Source organism: Pararhodospirillum oryzae (assembly GCF_007992075.1).
GTDB classification, from domain to species: Bacteria; Pseudomonadota; Alphaproteobacteria; order Rhodospirillales; family Rhodospirillaceae; genus Pararhodospirillum; species Pararhodospirillum oryzae.
Map to the genome: position 1 here is coordinate 24,270 of NZ_BJZO01000037.1, position 15,153 is coordinate 39,422.

A 15,153-nucleotide genomic window follows, 5' to 3' on the forward strand; every position below is an offset into this window, starting at 1 on the left:
CTGACAGGAGATCCGAATCGTGTCGCGCATCAAGGAAGATTATCGCAGCCTGACCGGCCCGCAAAAGGCGGCCATCATGATGCTGTCCCTGGGCGAGGACCATTCGGCCAAGCTGTTCGCCATGATGGACGACGAGGAAATTCGCGAGCTGTCGCAGATCATGGCGACGCTGGGCACCATTGGTGCCTCGGTTGTCGAGCGCTTGTTCATCGATTTCGCCGACGCGATTTCCAATACCGGCTCGCTGGTCGGCTCGTTTGACACCACCGAACGGCTTTTGATGCGGTCCTTGCCCAAGGACCGGGTTACCCAGATCATGGAAGAGATCCGGGGCCCGGCCGGCCGCACCATGTGGGACAAGCTCGGCAATGTGAACGAGCAGGTTCTGGCGAATTACCTGAAAAACGAGTATCCGCAGACCGTGGCCGTGGTGCTGTCCAAGATCAAGCCCGACCATGCCAGCCGGGTCTTGTGCCTGCTGCCCGAAAACTTCGCCATGGAAGTCATCATGCGCATGCTGCACATGGAGGCGATCCAGAAGGAAGTGCTGGAAGGCGTGGAAAAAACCCTGCGCACCGAGTTCATGTCGAACCTGGCCCGCACCGCCAAGCGCGACGCCCACGAGATGATGGCCGAGATTTTCAACAACCTCGACCGCAACACCGAAAGCCGCTTCCTGACCTCGCTGGAGGAGCGCAGCCGCGAATCCGCCGAGAAGATCAAGAAGCTGATGTTCACCTTCGAGGACCTCAACCGCCTGGATTCCCAAGGGGTGCAGACCCTGCTGCGCCACGTGGAAAAGGACAAGCTGGGCCTGGCCCTCAAGGGCGCCTCGAACACCGTCAAGGACATGTTCTTCGGCAATATGTCGGAACGCGCCGGCAAGATGCTGCGCGAGGACATGGAAGCCATGGGCCCGGTGCGTCTGCGCGAGGTGGACGAAGCGCAGAATTCCATCGTCACCCTTGCCAAGGAACTGGCCAACAATGGTCAGATCGTGATTTCCGAGGGCAAGGACGAAGACGAGCTGGTTTACTAATTCGATCGGGTTTCCATGGGCGAGATCGCGAAATTCCTGTTCGACCGGCGTTTCGACCGTCCCCTCGACCCGCGCGAGGGCTGGGGGGCGGAGCGCGCGCCCGAGGCGCCGCCCGATCCCCCGCCCGAGCCCGAGGAGCCGCCCCCGCCGCCGCCGCCCCTGTTCACGGCGGCCGAGGTTGACGCGGCCCGGGAGGAAGGCTACATCGCCGGACACACGGCCGCCCTGGAGGATGCCAGCGCGGCCAACGAGCGCATGGCCGCCCTGGCCCTGGGCGAGGTTGCCCAGGGGCTGCAAGACGTGATGAACCAGCATGCCGAGGCCATGGAAAACATGGCCCGCGACGCCGCCCGCCTTGCGTACTGCATCTGTCGCAAGGTCCTGCCGGTGGGGGCCGACACCGTGGTGGTGGACGAGGTCGCGGCCCTGCTGGCCGATACCTTGCCGCAGGTGCTCGACGAGCCCCGCCTGGTGGTGCGGGTGCATCCCGACGTCGCCGAGCTGGTGCGCGCGCGCGTCGGCCCGCTGGTGAAGGACTGTGGGTACGAGGGGCGGTTGACGGTCACGTCCGATCCGCGCCTGGGGCGGCCCGACTGCCGCGTTGAATGGGGGGAAGGGGGCATCGAGCGCGACAGTGCCCGTCAGTGGTCGGAGATCGAAGCGATCGTCGCCCGTCATGTGGGCATGGAGCGCACCGAAAGCGAGGCCCCCGATCCCTCCTCGTCCGAACCGCCGCCGGCGGAGGATGACCCCCGGTCCGACTCCGGCGCCTGATCGCGGCGCCCTCTTCATCGATGTCCCATCAGGAGGCTGCCATGGCCGACGAGGAATTCAACCTGACCGATCTCAACCCCAACGCCCCGACCGAGGACGGAATGACCGAGGATTTCCAGGCCACGGATGTCCCCGACCGGCCGCGCTCGGCCGCCGACCTGGAGGCGGTCTACGATATTCCGGTGCAGGTCTCGGCGGTGCTGGGCAAGGCGCACATGCAGGTCAATCAGTTGTTGAAACTAGGCCGGGGCGCCGTGGTCGAACTGGACCGCAAGGTGGGCGAGGCCATCGACATTTATGTCAACAACCGTCTGGTCGCGCGTGGCGAGGTGGTGGTGGTCGAAGATCGCCTGGGGGTGACCATGACCGAAATCATCAAGTCCGAACGCAACTGATCCGGATCGCGTCGTGCGTTAAACCGGATCCGGGCACGGTGTTCCAAGTGTCTGTTTTTGCGTTCTATTTATCCGAAAAGCAGTTCCCGTTTTTCGGATCTCACTCTAAAGTTTTCGCGTTCGATTTATCCGAAAAGCGGTTTCCACTTTTCGGATCTCACTCTAAAGTTTTTGCGTTCGATTTGTCCGAAAAGCGGTTTCCACTTTTCGGATCTCACTCTAAAGACGGCAAGAGGCGTCCGCTCAATGGCCGATTATCCCGACTCCGATGCCCCCCCGCCCACGCGGGCCCTGCCCGATCTGGCGACGGTCCTGGGCATCGGCGGCGCCTTGGTCCTGATTTTGATCGCGCTGGTCCTGGGCGGATCGCCCGGGGCTTTTTTCGATGTCCCCTCGATTCTGATCGTTGTCCTGGGCACGCTGGCCGTCACCTTGGCCTCGTTCACCATGAAGGATGTCGGCGTCACGGGGGTGATGCTGGCGGGGACCTTGTTCCAGGGCGGGCGGGCGCCACGCTCCGCGGCCCTCAAGGTTTTGTCCCTGGCCGATTTCGCCCGCAAGCACGGGGTGCTGCGCTTCCAGGGGCAAATCCTGGAAGGCCTGCGCGACGACCCCTTCTTGCACAAGGGGCTGGCGCTGGTTGTCGATGGTCTGCCCGAACCCGATGTCGAGGCCATCCTGGCCCAGGACATTCATGCCACCCAGCAGCGCCTGGCCCGGGCCACGTCGGTGTTGCGCCGCGCGGCCGAGGTCGCGCCCGCCATGGGGCTGATCGGAACCTTGATCGGTTTGGTTCAGATGCTGGGCCACCTGGATGATCCGGGGGCGATCGGTCCGGGCATGGCCGTGGCCCTGCTGACCACTTTTTACGGCGCCATCCTGGGCAACGTGGTCTTCCTGCCGCTGGCCGGCAAGCTGGAGCGCAACGGCGCCGACGATACCCTGGTGCGGCGGATTTATCTGGTGGGGGTGTTGTCGGTGGCGCGCAAGGAAAACCCCCGTCGCCTGGAAATGCTGCTCAACAGCGCCTTGCCTCCGGCCCAGCGCGTTGACTATTACGGCTGACGCGCCCACCGTGGCGCCCCCCCTGACGATGCCACGACCACGACCCCAACCCGGAGGATGTGCCCCATGCGCTTGCTGATCGTCGGTTCCCTGGAGGGACAGGTCGGCGAGGCCAGCCGCATGGCCGTTGAACGCGGGGCCCGGGTTTCCCAGGTGGGAAGCATAGACCGGGCGCTCGCCCACCTGCGCGAGGGCGCGGGGGCCGATCTGGTCATGATCGACGTGCGCCTGGACGTGGGGCGCCTGATTGCCGACATGACGGCCGAGCGTCTTTCCACGCCGGTGGTCGCCTATGGCCTGGGCAACGACACGCCGGCGGCGGTGCGGGCCATCAAGGCGGGGGCGCGCGAGTACATTCCCCTGCCGCCCGACCCCGATCTGATCGCCGCCGTCCTGGAGGCGGTGGCCGAGGAGCATCACACCCTGGTCTTTCAAGATCCGGCCATGGCCGCCGTGGTGCGCCTGGCCGAGCAGGTGGCGCCCTCCGACGCCAGCGTGCTGATCACGGGCGAGTCCGGCACCGGCAAGGAGGTGATCGCGCGTCACATCCACCGCAAGAGCCGGCGGGCGGGGGGGCGGTTCATCGCCGTCAACTGCGCCGCCATTCCCGAGGGCTTGCTGGAATCCGAACTGTTCGGCCACGAAAAAGGCGCCTTCACCGGCGCGGTGGCGCGGCGGGTCGGTCGCTTCGAGGAAGCGAACGGGGGCACCTTGCTGCTTGATGAAATCAGCGAGATGGACGTGCGCTTGCAAGCCAAGCTGCTGCGGGTGCTGCAAGAACGCGAGATCGATCGGTTGGGCGGCCGCCAGCCGGTCAAGGTCGACGTGCGCATCCTGGCCACGTCCAACCGCGACATGGACGCCATGGTGCGCCAGGGCGCCTTCCGCGAGGATCTGTATTTCCGCTTGAACGTCATCACCCTGGCCCTGCCGCCCCTGCGCCAGCGCCCGGAGGATATCGACCTCCTGGCCGACCATTTCGCGCGCAAGTTCGCCGAGGCCAATGGCATGCCCCGTCGGCCCCTGGCCGGGACGGCCCGCGCTCTTTTGCGCACCCATTCCTGGCGCGGCAACGTGCGCGAGCTGGAAAACACGCTGCACCGGGCCGTGCTGCTGGCCAGCGGCCCCGAAATTGGCGCCGATGCCATTCTTCTGACCGGGAGAAATCCGTCCGTGGCCCCCCCCGGCGCCACCTCCGTGGCCAGCGAACCGGCCGGGACACCGTCCCCGGGCGCGGCGTCGGCGGGCAATCCCCTGGTCGGGCCCCTGGTCGGACGCACGGTTTCCGAAGTGGAACGCGATCTCATCTTGGACACCTTGCGCCATACCCTGGGCAACCGGACCCATGCCGCGACCATCCTGGGCATTTCGATCCGGACCTTGCGCAACAAACTCAAGCAATATGCCGAGGAGGGCATGGCCGTGCCGCCCCCGGGCGCCGGGGAGGCCGGGGCTTCCTGAGCCGATCCCTTGTGAACGCACACCCGGGGCCACGAACCAGCACGGTGAAGCCCCCCCAACCGGCGGAGCATGACACCCATGGCCGAGGAGACGAACGCCAAGCGGATCGCCGGCCCCAACGCTGGCCCCGAGGGCGGCGGCGGAGCCGACATCGGCGCCGTTGGGCGGCGTTTGATCCAGGTTCTGACCAGTGGCGAGGTGGCCTTGCCGCTGGGCCTGGTTCTGATCCTGGTTGTCTTGATTCTACCCATGCCGCCCTGGCTGCTCGACATCTTCCTGGCGATGTCGCTGACCTTGGCCGTGCTGATTTTGATGACGGTGATTTTCATTCGAAAATCATTGGAGTTCAACACCTTCCCCATGGTGTTGCTGATCTCGACCCTGTTTCGCCTCGCGCTTAACCTGGCCTCCACCCGCCTGATCCTGGCCCAGGGCCATGAGGGCACCGCCGCCGCCGGCCACGTCATCCAGGCTTTTGGCGGCTTCATCATGGGGGGGAACTTTGTTATCGGCGTGATTGTGTTCGCCATCCTGGTGCTGGTCAATTTCATGGTCATCACCAAGGGCGCGACCCGTATCGCCGAAGTCACGGCCCGCTTCACCCTGGACGCGATGCCCGGCAAGCAGATGGCCATCGATGCCGACCTGTCGTCGGGCCTGATCGACGAGAACGAAGCCCGGCAGCGCCGCGAGGACATGCAAAAGGAAGCCGACTTCTTCGGCGCCATGGATGGTGCCTCGAAGTTCGTGCGGGGCGACGCGATCGCCGGCATCATCATCACGGTGATTAACATCGTGGGCGGCATGATTGTCGGCATGGCGCAAAACAGCCTGTCGTTCCAGGAAGCGGCCGAAACCTACACCGTGCTGACCGTGGGCGATGGTCTGGTCAGCCAGATTCCGGCCCTGATCATCTCGGTCGCGGCCGGCGTGATGGTTTCGAAGGGCGGACTGACCGTTTCGGCGGAATCGGCGCTGATCGACCAGTTCACCGCCTACCCCAAGGCCCTTGGCCTGAGCGCGTTCCTGGCCGCGATTCTGGGCATTGTTCCGGGCACGCCCTTCTTGCCGTTCATGGTGCTGGCGGGGCTCACGGGAACGACTGCCTGGTGGCTATCAAGGCGCAATAATCAGCTTAGATTGCAAAAAGCCGAGGAGGAGACGGCCGCCGCGGCGGCGGCGGCGCCCCCGGCCGAGGAGCCCATCTCGACCGCGCTCAAGATCGATCTGGTTCGCCTGGAGTTGGGCTATGGCCTTTTGTCCCTGATCAACAGCGCCCACAACCAGCGCCTGACCGACCAGATCAAGGCGTTGCGCCGGGCCCTGGCCACCGACATGGGCTTTGTCATGCCCCCGGTGCGCATCCAGGACAACATGCAGCTTTCAGCCAACACCTACCGCATTTACATCAAGGAAGTGGAGGCGGGCACGGGGGACCTGCGGCCCAACATGCTGCTGGTCATGGACCCGCGCGGCCAGGAAATCACCTTGCCCGGCGAGAAGACCCACGAGCCCACCTTCGGCCTGCCGGCGGTGTGGGTGGACCTGTCCAACCGGGAAGAGGCCATGTTCCGGGGCTACACGGTGGTTGATCCGCCCACGGTCATCACCACCCACCTGACCGAGATGGTCAAGGACCACATGGCCGAGCTGCTGTCGTATGCCGAAACCCAGAAGCTGATGAACGACCTGGACAAGGAGCAGCAAAAGCTGGTGGCCGATCTGATCCCGTCCCAGATCACGCTGTCGGGGGTGCAGCGGGTGCTGCAAAGCCTGCTGTCGGAACGGGTATCGATCCGCGACCTGCCCACCATCCTGGAAGGCATCGCCGAGGCGTGCGGGGCGACGCGCAACATCACCATGATTACCGAGCATGTGCGCACCCGCCTGGCCCGCCAGCTGTCGGACGCCAACGTCAACGAGGAAGGAATCGTGCTGCTGGTGACCTTGTCGCCGCAGTGGGAAGCCACCTTCGCCGAATCCCTGCTGGGCCAAGGCGACGAGCGCCAGCTTTCCATGCCGCCCAGCCGCTTGCAGGAGTTCATTGTCGCGGTGCGTCAGACCTTCGAGCGTTTCGCGATGAAGGGCGATGCCCCGGTGCTGCTGACCAGCCCCATGATCCGCCCCTACGTGCGTTCGATCGTGGAACGCTTCCGGCCGATGACCGTGGTCATGAGCCAGAACGAAATCCACCCCAAGGCCCGCATCAAGACCCTGGGGCAGATTTAACCGGAAGGCCTGGGCACGGGCGCCCTGCCCAGGCCGCTGTTTCCCGGGGGGGCCGGGATCAGATCGGCATCAGCGCCTCGGCGCGCAGGAACGTGGTCACGCCATCGAACATGATTCCGTCGAAGCCCAGATCCATCAGGCTGGCGAAGCCCTTGCCCATCAGGGCCAGCCATTCCGGATTGGTCATGTCCACCCAGTAGGTGCCGGAAATACCCGGGAAATAGCCGGTGATCCAGGCCGGGTTGCCCACCCGCCATTCAGGCTTCCAGTAGGGCAGGGTATCCTGGGCCAGCCCCAAGGTGAGGCGCGCGATCACGAATCGCCGGCCTCCCAGGGCCTTGAGCTTCAGGTGGTCCACCTGCTCCTTGGTCAGGGCCTCGTTGCCGTTGAAGAACGGATCGACGATCAGCAGGTCGTGGTTGGTCAAGGCCAGGGCCTTGAGCCAGTCGTTCATGCGCTCGTAGCCGTGGGGATCCAGGGCGACGAGAAGGGTCCTGACCTTGGAAAAGGTTCGCACGCTGTCCAGGGTTTCGCCCACGGGGCGGGCCAGGGAAACCCTGCCGAAGGGGTGCAAGGCGTCGGTGGTGGTCGCGGCCAGCACGCCCTCGGTGCCGGCGTGCAACACGGCATCGGCGGCCGTCTTGTCGTCGGGGCACCGCTCCAGGGTGAAGACCTTCAGATCAAGGGCCTGGAGACGGCCCAGGCCCGCCGATTCCAAGGTGTTCGTGATGGGGGGGCAATAGCGCTGGTCCATCACCACGCCGGCGATGTTGCGCACGAAGCGCCGGTGTGGGGCGCCCAGCGGCAGTTGTTCAATCAAGGTCGCCGGGGCGCCCGGCGGAGCCGTGATCTCGGCCACCGCCTGGTCGCGGGCGGTTTGGGTGGCCAGCATTTCGCCGCCCCGCACCAGGATCTTGAACTCGGGATCGCGCTTGTGGGCGTACTCGGCCAGGGTGTTGAGGATTTCGCGCACCGGCTCGCGCAGGTCGGGGATCCTGGTGGGGGCCACGTCGAGAGGCGGATCCTTGTACACCCATTCCGAGATGTCGCGGCCGTCGATAATGACGGGAATCCGATGCGAATCCTGGGCCCGGGCGGGGGAGGAGGGGGGAACCAGCCCGGCCAGCAGCACGGCCAGGGGGGCCAGAAGGGCACGGGCCAGAAGGGCACGGGAGCGACGGGGCATCACGGGCATGGGGCATTCTCCACGACCAGGTCGGCCAAGGCCAGACACGACGTCAGACCGGGGGATTCAATACCATAAAGCGCCATGTATCCAGGGATCCCGGTGTCGGCCGGGCCGTGGACCACGAAATCGTGGGCCGGCTCCCCCGGGGCCTGGATCTTGGGACGCACGCCCGCGTAGTCGGGCTGAAGCCGGCCGGGATCAAGATCGGGCCAGTAGCGGCGGATGGCATCGACAAAGGGAAGCACCCGGCCAGGATCCACCCGGTAGTCCAAGGCGTCGGGCCCGGCCGGGGTGATCCATTCGGCATCGGGGCCAAAGCGGCCGCGTCCGCCCAGGTCGCGCGTGTAGTGCAGCCCCAGGGAGTCCTCGCCCGGGGTAGGATAAATCAGGCGCGAGAACGGCGCCCGGCCCGAGAGGCTGAAGTAGCTGCCCTTGCAGAAATGTTGCGCCGGCAGGGGGTCGGGACGCACCCCGGCCATGGCCCGCGACAAGGGCAGGGCGCCGTGGCCGGCGGCGTTGATCACCAGGCGGGCGGAAAGGGTCATCGGATCGGCCCCGCCCACCGCCAACGCCACGCCCCCGGCGGGGTCGGCCCGTCCGCCCAGGACCGGCGCGTGGGGGACGAACAAGGCGCCGTGGGCCTCGGCCTCGCCCAGCAGCGCCAGCATCAAGGCGTGGGTATCGACAATGCCGGTTTCGGGCGAGTGCAAGGCGGCGGCGCAGCGCAAGGCCGGCTCCAGGGCCGTGGCGTCGCGCGCCGACAGCCAGCGCAGATCCACTCCGGCGGCTTTGGCCCGTTCTTGCACCTGGCCAAGACGGGTCCGTTCGGCCTCGCCGCCCTCGATCGAGGCCACGATCAGCTTTTCGCAGGCAAGATGGGTGACCCCGTGGTCCGCGCAAAAGGCATACAAGGCCTTGCGTCCGGCCACGCACAGCCGGGCCTTCAGGCTGCCCGGGGCATAATAAACGCCGGCATGGATCACCTCGCTGTTGCGAGAGGAGGTCTGGGTGCCGAAGGTTTCGGCGGCCTCCAGAAGCATCACCTCGCGGCCCTTGCGGGCCAGGGCGCGCGCCAGGGCCAGCCCGACCACGCCCGCCCCCACCACCACGCAGTCGACCCGTTCCGTCATGGGAGGATCTCCATCCGTTTCAAGGCCGGAAGGGGGCGAGGGCCCACGACCGTTCCGTTCAGATCAATGGGGCTGAGCCGTCAGCCCGGCGGCGCGGCGGTTTTCCACCAGCAAGAGGACCGCGCGGAACGGCGCCACCAGCCCCAGGGCAAACGCGAGCTTCACCGCCAGGTCGCCCAGCCCCCATGTGAACCAGGGCAGGCCGGTGCCGGCGAAGGCCAGCGAGAAGAACACGGTGGTATCAAGCACCGAGGCAATGAACGACGACACCAGGGGCGGCATCCACCACACCCGCCCGCGCAGGCGGTTGAAAACGTGGATGTCGGAAAGCTGCGAGGTCAGGAAGGCGGCGCCCGAGGCCAGGGCGATCCGGGGATCGGCCAGCCACAAGCTGAGGATCACGGCCAGCGCGAAGCCCACCCCCGCCACCAGGCGGGCCCGGCCCGGGCCGACGAGGCGGTTGGTCAGATCGGTGACCAGGAAGGCGGCCGGATAGGTGAAGGCGCCCCAGGTCAGCCAGTCATTGATCGCGAACTGGACCAGATAATTCGACGACACCACCACCACGGCCATGGCCGCCACCGGAAGGGCACCGGTTACAAGCAGGGATCTTGAGGAGGGCATGGCAGGGCGTCCTGTTCCGGAAAGGATTTCGGGTCGATGGTCGATGGGGGAGGCTTTCTCGTACCCCGGTTGGTCCTCGGACGCAAGGCCACGCCCGGCCTTCGCGGGATGACGGGCGGTCCTTTCCGTGCTAGGACAGGGTACTCTTGAACCCCCTCTGGTGCATCGCGCGAGCCCATCAAGGGCCGTGGGCGGGCCTGATCGCCGGACGCGGCGAACGGACGAAGGCGCGATGGACGACAGCGGCTTGACCGAGGGAGTGGTGCCCATGAGCGGAACCCTTTACGAAACCGACTTCTACGCCTGGGCCAACGAACAGGCGGCTTTGTTGCGCTCCGGCAAGTTGTCCCTGGCCGATATTGAAAACATCGCCGAGGAAATCGAGAGCATGGGCAAGAGCGAGAAGAGGGAATTTGTAAACAGGTTAACCGTCCTCATGCTCCATTTGCTCAAGTGGAAATCCCAGCCCCTGCTCCAGGGAGCTTCCTGGAGAACGACCATTCGCATTCAGAGGATCGATATCACCGATCACCTTCAAGACAATCCTAGCCTTCGGGCTCAAATCCCCGAAATCATGGCCCGTGCTTATACCAAGGCGCGCGTGAAAGCCGCCGCGGAAACCGGCATGAGCGAGGAGACCTTTCCGGCCGAATGCCCCTGGTCCTTCGACCAGATCATGGATGGCGCGTTCTGGCCGGATCAGCCCTGACGGCACGGCGGGGCAGACCGCTGCCCGGCTGATTGCCAACGTGGTTGTGCCTTTTCGGGTCTTACTCTGGCGACCCGAGGTGGACGAGGATGTCGAGGATATCTCTGTGGCTGGCCTGATGAAGGCACGACGGACGACAGCGGTTTTGACCGAGGGAGTGGTGCCCATGAGCGGAACCCTTTACGAAACCGATTTTTACGCCTGGGCAAATGAGCAGGCGGCTTTGTTGCGTGCCGGCAAGCTTTCCCTGGCCGATATTGAAAACATCGCCGAGGAAATCGAAAGCATGGGAAGGACCGAACAGCGTGAACTGGAAAGCCGCTTGACGGTTCTGCTTCTCCATCTCTTGAAGTGGCGCTTTCAACCCACCCATCGCGGAGGATCCTGGGAAGCGACCATCCGTGTTCAGCGTCGTGATCTTGCCCGACACATTGACCGCAATCCCAGCTTGAAACCCAAGATTCCAGACGCCACCAGCTACGCCTACGAGAACGCCAGGATCGAAGCCAGTGCTGAAACCGGCTTTGCGGAAGCGATTTTTCCGGCCGAATGCCCCTGGTCCTTCGACCAGATCATGGACGGGGCGTTCTGGCCGGATCAGCCTTGACGGCACGGCGGGACAGGCCGCTGCCCGGCTGATCCGAAAGGCGGTTTGTCCTTTTCGGGGTTCGCTCCGGCCGTTGGAAGCAGGCCCTGCACGCACACCCTTGCTTCAAGGGGTGAGCGCTCGCCGCCAGCGGCGAACGCCTCCGGGTTTAGGTTTATTCCCCTCAACGCAAGCGTCCGGGCGGGGAACGGGGCAAGGCCCCGACAGTTGTTTTTTTTAGGAGCCTCCGCGATGGAATCCCCCCGTTCCCTGTTCGCCCACCGTCCGCACTGGGCGATCCGCCTGGGGCCGGCCCCCTTCCTGCCGATGTCGCGCCGCGACATGGACGATCTGGGATGGGACGCCTGCGACGTGATCCTGGTTACCGGGGATGCCTATGTCGATCACCCCAGTTTTGGCATGGCGGTGATCGGCCGGTTGCTGGAAGCGCAGGGTTTCCGGGTGGGGATCCTCAGTCAGCCCGATTGGACCAGCGTCGAGTCCTTTCGCGCCCTCGGCCGGCCAACCCTGTATTTCGGCATCACGGCGGGCAACATGGATTCCATGGTCAACCGCTACACGGCCGATCGCAAGATCCGCCGCGATGATGCCTACACCCCCGGCGGCGAGGCCGGGCGTCGGCCCGATCGGGCGGCGATCGTGTATGCCCAGCGCTGCCGCGAGGCCTACCGCGACGTGCCCGTGGTCCTGGGTGGCATCGAGGCCTCCTTGCGCCGCTTTGCCCACTACGACTATTGGTCGGATACCGTGCGCCGGTCGGTCCTGCTCGACAGCAAGGCCGATATCTTGTTGTACGGCAACGCGGAACGGGCGGTTGTCGCGCTGACCCACCGCCTGGCCCGGGGCGAGTCCGTGCGTGCCATGGGCGATCTGCGCGGCGCCGTGCTGGCCTTGTCCGAGCCTTTGGAGGACACGCCGGGACGGCTCAGCCTGCTGGACGCCAGCCAGCTTGCCACGACCGCGCCGGTGCTGCGTGGCCGCCCGGGCGAGACGGCGGTGGTGCGCCTGCCCGCGTTCGAGGCCGTGCGCGCCGACCCGGATCAATACCTGTACGCAAGCCGCCTGTTGCATCAGGAAAGCAATCCCGGCTGCGCCCGGGCCCTGGTCCAGCGCCACGGCGAGCGCGATCTGATGGTGACACCGCCCCCCGTGCCGCTGTCCACCGCCGACCTGGACCGGGTCTTCGAGCTGCCCTATCAGCGCGCCCCCCATCCGGCCTATGGCGGGGCCCGGATTCCGGCGTGGGAGATGATCCGCCATTCGGTCACCATCGTGCGCGGGTGCTTTGGCGGCTGTTCGTTTTGTGCCATCACCGGCCACGAGGGAAAAATCATCCAAAGCCGGTCCGAGGAAAGCATCCTGCGCGAGGTCGAGGCGGTGCGCGACCATGTCGAGGGCTTCACCGGGGTGATTTCCGACCTGGGCGGGCCGTCGGCCAACATGTGGCACCTGTCGTGCCGGGATCCGGCGATTCAGGCGGTCTGCCGGCGCTGGTCGTGCCTGCATCCCGATGTTTGCCGCAACCTGGTGACCGATCAGGGGCCCCTTGTGAATTTGTATCGCAAGGCCCGCGCCCTGCCCGGAATTCGCAAGATCGTGATCTCGTCGGGCCTGCGCCACGATCTGGCCTTGCACTCGCCCGCATACATGCGCGAGCTGGTCACCCATCATGTGGGCGGCTACCTGAAGATCGCCCCCGAGCACACCGAGCCCGGCCCCTTGCGCCTGATGATGAAACCCGGCCTTGCCGCCTTCGAACGCTTCAAGGCGATGTTCGAGCGTTTCTCGAAGGAAGCCGGCAAGGAACAATACCTCATTCCCTATTTCATCGCCGCCCATCCCGGCACCACCGACCAGGACATGCTCAACCTTGCCCTCTGGCTGAAGCGCAATAATTTCCGCCTGGATCAGGTGCAGACCTTCCTGCCCACGCCGATGACCCCGGCCACGGCCATGTATCACGCCGGCGGCAATCCCCTGGCGCCGGTGGCCCTGGGCGCGATCGAGCGCGTGGCGACGGCCAAGGGCCTGCGCCAGCGCCGGCTGCACAAGGCCTTCTTGCGCTGGCACGATCCCGAGAACTGGCCCTTGCTGCGCGAGGCCCTGCGCGCCATGGGGCGGGTGGATCTGATCGGCCCGGGGCGTCAGAACCTGGTGCCGGCGGCGCGGCCCGGTTTTTCCCGTGGCCCGCGCCCGGCCGAGGGCACCGGAGGCAAGGCGGCCGCCGTCTCGCGGGCGCCGGAGCGTGGTTCCGCCAGCCCCGCCAGGCCCCCCCGCCCGGGGAGCGGCGGCGCCGCGCGCAAGAAGCCGGAGAGCGCGAACGCCGCCTCGGCGCGTCCGCCTTCGTCCGGGCGCAAGGCGGCGGGTGATCGCAAGGGGTTGTCGTCGGGGCGTCGCCCCCCTAGGCTCCCGTCCTGACCTGATCTTGAGAAAACAAGGACGCCTGATTCATGACTCCCGCCGAAATCCGCAAGGTCGAAGCGTATTTGCGCCGCACCTTCGGCAACGATACCATCACCGTCAGCCCGCCGCCTGGCAAGGGGAAGGGCTCGTGCGAGGTTGCCATCAACGACGAGTTCATCGGAACCCTCAACCGGGACGAGGACGAGGGTGAGGTGTCCTACGACTTCAACATGGTTATCCTCGACCTGGATTTGTAACGCTTTTTCGCCGTTGCAAAGGATCTTTCCATGGTCGCCACGACCCTTGTGCCGCTGCCTTGCGCCAGTCCTGGAACCCGGCGCACCCTGGTTGTGCACCGCTGGGGCGTGCCGGGCGGGCGACCACGGATCTACCTGCAGGCCGGCCTGCACGCCGACGAGGGCCCGGGGCTTCTGGTGCTGGAGCACCTGGCCCAGCGTCTGGACGTGGCCGAGGCGGCGGGACATCTGGCGGGCGAGGTGGTCATGGTGCCGCTGGCCAACCCCATCGGGTTGGGCCAGCGCGTGCATGACCACCTGATCGGCCGCTTCCATCTCGACACCGGGTGTAATTTCAACCGCCATCACCTTGATTTAACAGGCTCCATTGCCGCCTTGCTCAAGGAAGACCTGACGGGGACGCCCGACCGGATCCGCGAACGGGTGCGCGCGGCGGTGGGCGCGGCGTGGGAGGCGGCCCGGCCCGCGACCGCCGACGAATCGGCCGCCTTGCGCTGGCATCTGTTCGGCCTGGCCTTTGACGCCGACGTGGCCCTTGATCTCCATTGCGACAGCGAAGCCGTGCTTCATGTGTATGGCGCCGCCACTCACGCCCCCGAGGTCGCCCGGGTGGCGGCCCGCCTGGGCGCGGTGGTGGCCCTGCTGGCCGACAGCTCGGGGGAGCGGCCGTTTGACGAAAGCCTGGCCCAACCCTGGATCGCGTTGCGCGACGCCTGGGGGGAGTGCGTGCCGGTGGGCTGCCTGTCCCTGACCGTGGAACTGCGCGGAAGCGCCGATATCACCGACGATCTGGCCGCCGCCGATGCCGATGCCCTGTTCGGGGTGCTGCGCGATCAAGGCGTGGTGCGGGGCGATGCCCCAAACGAAGAGACCGTCCATCCTGATCCCCCGGGGCCGTTTCCCCTGGTGTGTCCCCTGACCGGGGTGGACATGATCACCGCCCCGGTGGCCGGGGTGGTGATTTTCCGCGCCGCGCCGGGCGATCGCATCGAGGTGGGGCAGGTGGTGGCCGAGATTCTCGATCCCCTGGACCGGGGCCCCCATCGGCGCGCCCCCCTGGTTTCGCGCGCGGGCGGGGTGTTGTTCGCCCGGCTGTCCCGCCGGCTGGTGGCGCCGGGAGACGTGGTCGCCAAGGTGGCGGGGCCCGCGCCGCTGGCGCACCGGACCGGATCCCTGCTCACGGCGTGACTCCGTGCTTTCGGAGTGAGAGGCGGGCAGGGTGGGGGCAATCGGGTGAAGCCCTGGATGCCCTCGGAAGGGGGGGCTCTCAA

At 66.3% G+C, this 15,153-nt stretch carries 14 protein-coding genes; 11 read left to right on the forward strand and 3 right to left on the reverse strand.

From position 1 onward, the window contains the following. Window positions 1–19: 19 nt before the first annotated feature. The 6 genes from fliG (at window position 20) to flhA (ending at window position 6,963) form a co-directional block, all read left to right on the forward strand. Window positions 20–1,039: a flagellar motor switch protein FliG gene (fliG, locus tag ROR02_RS08010; protein ID WP_147163502.1), complete on the forward strand. Its 1,020-nt coding sequence runs from the start codon at window positions 20–22 to the stop codon at window positions 1,037–1,039. A 15-nt stretch (window positions 1,040–1,054) separates the two neighbouring features. Further along, window positions 1,055–1,813 carry a FliH/SctL family protein gene (locus tag ROR02_RS08015; protein ID WP_147163503.1) on the forward strand — a complete coding sequence of 253 codons (759 nt, stop codon included), beginning with the start codon at window positions 1,055–1,057 and terminating at the stop codon, window positions 1,811–1,813. A gap of 41 nt (window positions 1,814–1,854) precedes the next feature. Further along, window positions 1,855–2,208, forward strand: coding sequence for a flagellar motor switch protein FliN (gene fliN, locus ROR02_RS08020; protein ID WP_147163504.1), 354 nt, complete (start codon window positions 1,855–1,857; stop codon window positions 2,206–2,208). Window positions 2,209–2,454: 246 nt separating this feature from the next. Continuing rightward, complete coding sequence (locus ROR02_RS08025; RefSeq protein WP_147163505.1) at window positions 2,455–3,273, forward strand: motility protein A; 819 nt, start codon at window positions 2,455–2,457, stop codon at window positions 3,271–3,273. A 66-nt stretch (window positions 3,274–3,339) separates the two neighbouring features. Then, the gene (gene flbD / locus ROR02_RS08030; RefSeq protein WP_147163506.1) at window positions 3,340–4,734 is read left to right on the forward strand and encodes a sigma-54-dependent transcriptional regulator FlbD; all 1,395 of its coding nucleotides are present in this window, start codon (window positions 3,340–3,342) and stop codon (window positions 4,732–4,734) included. Between the two features lie 78 nt (window positions 4,735–4,812). Beyond that, window positions 4,813–6,963 carry a flagellar biosynthesis protein FlhA gene (gene flhA / locus ROR02_RS08035; protein WP_170245020.1) on the forward strand — a complete coding sequence of 717 codons (2,151 nt, stop codon included), beginning with the start codon at window positions 4,813–4,815 and terminating at the stop codon, window positions 6,961–6,963. 58 nt (window positions 6,964–7,021) lie between these two features. Here flhA and ROR02_RS08040 read toward each other — a convergent pair whose 3' ends face one another. From ROR02_RS08040 to ROR02_RS08050, 3 genes are all read right to left on the reverse strand, one after another. Next, window positions 7,022–8,158, reverse strand: coding sequence for an alpha-1,4-polygalactosaminidase (locus tag ROR02_RS08040; RefSeq protein ID WP_147163508.1), 1,137 nt, complete (start codon window positions 8,156–8,158; stop codon window positions 7,022–7,024). Then, window positions 8,149–9,282 carry an NAD(P)/FAD-dependent oxidoreductase gene (locus ROR02_RS08045; protein ID WP_147163509.1) on the reverse strand — a complete coding sequence of 378 codons (1,134 nt, stop codon included), beginning with the start codon at window positions 9,280–9,282 and terminating at the stop codon, window positions 8,149–8,151. Before ROR02_RS08045 ends, ROR02_RS08040 begins: the two co-directional genes overlap by 10 nt. A gap of 63 nt (window positions 9,283–9,345) precedes the next feature. Further along, complete coding sequence (locus tag ROR02_RS08050) at window positions 9,346–9,906, reverse strand: queuosine precursor transporter (RefSeq protein ID WP_147163510.1); 561 nt, start codon at window positions 9,904–9,906, stop codon at window positions 9,346–9,348. Window positions 9,907–10,138: 232 nt separating this feature from the next. On the opposite strand from ROR02_RS08050, the gene ROR02_RS08055 reads away from it, so the two are divergent. From ROR02_RS08055 to ROR02_RS08075, 5 genes are all read left to right on the forward strand, one after another. Continuing rightward, complete coding sequence (locus tag ROR02_RS08055; protein ID WP_246135463.1) at window positions 10,139–10,615, forward strand: DUF29 domain-containing protein; 477 nt, start codon at window positions 10,139–10,141, stop codon at window positions 10,613–10,615. Next, window positions 10,587–11,222: a DUF29 domain-containing protein gene (locus ROR02_RS08060; protein WP_307725144.1), complete on the forward strand. Its 636-nt coding sequence runs from the start codon at window positions 10,587–10,589 to the stop codon at window positions 11,220–11,222. The genes ROR02_RS08055 and ROR02_RS08060 overlap by 29 nt, the downstream gene beginning before the upstream one ends. Before the next feature lie 231 nt (window positions 11,223–11,453). After that, window positions 11,454–13,640 carry a YgiQ family radical SAM protein gene (locus ROR02_RS08065; protein WP_147163511.1) on the forward strand — a complete coding sequence of 729 codons (2,187 nt, stop codon included), beginning with the start codon at window positions 11,454–11,456 and terminating at the stop codon, window positions 13,638–13,640. A 32-nt stretch (window positions 13,641–13,672) separates the two neighbouring features. After that, a complete protein-coding gene (locus ROR02_RS08070) occupies window positions 13,673–13,882 on the forward strand; it encodes a DUF3126 family protein (protein ID WP_147163512.1) in 210 nt (69 codons plus the stop codon). 30 nt (window positions 13,883–13,912) lie between these two features. Further along, the gene (locus tag ROR02_RS08075) at window positions 13,913–15,070 is read left to right on the forward strand and encodes a succinylglutamate desuccinylase/aspartoacylase domain-containing protein (protein WP_147163513.1); all 1,158 of its coding nucleotides are present in this window, start codon (window positions 13,913–13,915) and stop codon (window positions 15,068–15,070) included. The last annotated feature ends 83 nt before the right edge of the window (window positions 15,071–15,153 follow it).